General features: G+C 69.4%; 3 protein-coding genes. All 3 read right to left on the bottom strand.

What is annotated here, in order from left to right:
• Nucleotides 1–540 (bottom strand): XdhC family protein (locus ACLN58_RS20190; protein ID WP_415857019.1); only part of this gene is annotated, 540 nt, incomplete at its 3' end.
• A 162-nt stretch (nt 541–702) separates the two neighbouring features.
• The gene (locus tag ACLN58_RS20185) at nt 703–2259 is read right to left on the bottom strand and encodes an NCS2 family permease (protein WP_415857018.1); all 1557 of its coding nucleotides are present in this window, start codon (nt 2257–2259) and stop codon (nt 703–705) included.
• Nucleotides 2260–2269: 10 nt separating this feature from the next.
• Nucleotides 2270–2779: a nucleoside deaminase gene (locus tag ACLN58_RS20180; protein ID WP_415857017.1), complete on the bottom strand. Its 510-nt coding sequence runs from the start codon at nt 2777–2779 to the stop codon at nt 2270–2272.
• Nucleotides 2780–3023 lie beyond the last annotated feature (244 nt).

The following is a 3023-nucleotide window of genomic DNA, read 5'->3' as shown; positions in this document are numbered from 1 at the left end:
CAACCAGGTGGCCGCCAATTCGGCGCTGCCCAATTCGGCGTTGCCCAATTCGAGGTCTCCCAGTCCGGCGAGTCCGGCGGGCGGCGCGCCGAGGATCACGGGGAGGGCGGCGCCGTCGTCCGCTGCGGTCTCGCCCTGAGCGGCAAGGCGACGGACGACGGCGAACACCGCTTGGGTGCCTTCCACCAGCTCGCGCGCGGCCGCCGGCGGGAGCGGCTGGATGTGCACTTCGAGCTCGCCGCCGCAGCTGAGCCCTGCGGCGAACGCGTCCTCGGCCGAGTATCCGAAGCGCTCGCACCGCGCGGCGCCGTCGTCGAGGCTTTCGAGGGCGGCCGCGACCACGGAGCCCTCGACGCAGCCGCCGGAGAGGCTGCCGAGCACCGCCGGGGCGTCGTGCGGATGTGCGGGTGCGGCGATGAACATGGACGTGCCCACGGGGCGCGGCACCGATCCGCTCGCGGCGACAACGGTCGCGACCGCGCAGCGCTCCCCTCGGGCCGCGGGCTGCCAGGCGGGCAGTGCGCTCAGGAGCTCGATCATCGGCTCCCCCTTCACTGATCAGAGGAAGATCCGCGTCTTGCGACGCGTGTATCCATGGTGCGCCCGCGGGGGCCCGGAGCGTCACTTCCGGGGCCCCGCGGGCGCGGTTCATACGGGCGGGAGGGTGGGTGTAAGGGAGGGTGGGTGGGAATCCGGTGCGGCCTAGCCGCCGGCCCCGATGAGGTGCCCCAGCGGCCCGCGCACGAAGTACACGATGAATCCGGCCGCGACCACCCACATGAGGGGGTGGATCTGCCGCGCCTTGCCGCTCGCTGCCCGGACCACGGCCCACGTGATGAACCCCGCGCCGATCCCGTTCGCAATCGAATACGTGAGCGGCATCGTGACGATCGTGAGGAAGGAGGGCAGGGCGATGTCGAATCTCGTGAAGTCGATCTCGCGGATCTGGCCCGCCATCATCGTGCCGACCACGACGAGCGCCGCGGACGCGACCTCGAGCGGGACGACGCTCGTGAGCGGCGTGAGGAACATCGAGCCGAGGAACAGCGCCCCCGTGACCACGGAAGCAAGGCCCGTTCGGGCACCCTCGCCGATGCCCGCGGCCGAGTCGATGTACACGGTGTTCGACGAGCCCGAGTTCGCGCCGCCGAGCACCGCGCCGAAGCCCTCGATGATGAACGCGGACTTGAGCCGCGGGAACGTGCCGTCCTTGTCCGCCACGCCTGCGCTCTTCGCGAGGCCCGTCATGGTGCCCATCGCGTCGAAGAAGTTCGTGAACACGAGCGTGAAGACGAGCGTGATGCCCGCGAGGAGGCCGATCCGGCCGAACGCCCCGAAGAGATCGAAGTGGCCCACGAGGCTCAAGTCGGGCATCGAGACGAGCTGTCCCGAGAGGACGGGCGTGTTGAGGTGCCAGCCGTCGGGGTTGTTCGGGCCGCCGGCGCCGATGTGCCAGATCGCCTCGACGCCCATCGCGAGCAGGGTCGTCGCGATGATGCCGATCAGGATGCCGCCCTGGATCTTCCGCGCAACGAGAATACCCATGAGGATCAGCCCGACGATGAACACGAGTGTGGGCAGCGTGGTGATCGACCCGTCGTGACCGAGCTGGACCGGCGGGCCGGCTTTCGTGCCGCGCACGAAGCCCGAGTCGACGAAGCCGATGAACGCGATGAACAGGCCGATGCCCACGGTGATGGCGGCCTTGAGCTCGCGCGGCACGGCCCGGAAGATCGCCGTTCGGGCGCCGGTGACGCCGAACAGGACGATGAGGACGCCGTTGATCACCACGAGGCCCATCGCCTCGGGCCACGAGACGTCCTTGACGACCGCGACGGCGAGGAACGAGTTGATGCCGAGGCCGGCCGCAAGGCCGAACGGGAGGTTGGCGAAGACGCCGAACAGGATCGTCAGGACGCCCGCCGTGAGGCCCGTGATGGCACCGACCTGCGCGGCCGGGAGGAACGCGCCCGTGACGTCGGTGGGCGCCGTCGCCGCGTTGAAGCCGCCCAGAATGAGGGGGTTGAGGATCACGATGTACGCCATCGTGAAGAACGTGACGAGGCCGCCGCGAATCTCGCGCGGGATCGTCGAGCCCCGCTTCGTGATGCTGAAGATCCGATCGAGCAGGCCGCCCCGGCTGGGAGGCGAGGTGCGCTCGCGGGAGGCGGGCGCCGTCGTCGTCTGCTCCGCGCCCGCCGCGCCTTCACGCTCGGGTTCGAGCTCGTCAGTGGACACAGTGCTGGTGTTGATGCTCATGGCGGCCGCCTCAGTACTCGACGCGCTGCGCGAAGGCGGACCACTGCTCGAAGGGGGCCGTGCGGCTGATCCCTTCGGGCTCGGAGTGCACCACGGGCATCGAGCGCCGCTCGACCGGGGTGTCGAAGAAGTCGTAGAAGACCGCGTCGTCGAAGCCCGCCGCGGCCGCGTCGTGGCGGTCGGCGGCGAAGCGGACGGTCGAGACCCGCGCCCACAGCGCCGAGGCGAGGCACATGGGGCATGGCTCGCAGCTCGAGTAGAGGACGGCGCCGCTGAGATCGAAGGTGCCGAGAGCCCGGCACGCGGCGCGGATCGCGGTGACCTCGGCGTGGGCCGTGGGGTCGTTGTTCGCGGTCACGCGGTTGACGCCGTCGAAGATCTGGCCGTCGGCGCTGACGACCACGGCGCCGAACGGGCCGCCGTTCTCGAGGACGTTCTGGGCCGCAAGTTGGACGGCGCGCGCCAAGTGGAGGCGATCGCCGGCCGTGAGCGGCGCAGGGGTGGAAAGGGTGGTGGTCATGGGAGACTCCCTCGCTTGGGGGAAGTCCGGCCACTCCAGGAACGCCCTAACGGTTCAGACCAGGCCTGACCAGACTTCGAAAGCTCTGAATTGAGGTTGCCTGGTAGATAGCCTCCCGGGAATCTGCTGACCAGATTCGCCCGGGGACCCGCCGTGACACATCGACGATAGCAAGGGTCTGTGACGCGCACCATAGTTTTGGAGAAGTTTTTTGGAATACAACTTCCGCGACTCGGAATCTCGC

Origin of the sequence: Sinomonas sp. G460-2 (genome assembly GCF_047759905.1) — a bacterium.
Taxonomy (GTDB): domain Bacteria; phylum Actinomycetota; class Actinomycetes; order Actinomycetales; family Micrococcaceae; genus Sinomonas.
This window is presented reverse-complemented; position numbering and strand designations above follow the sequence as displayed.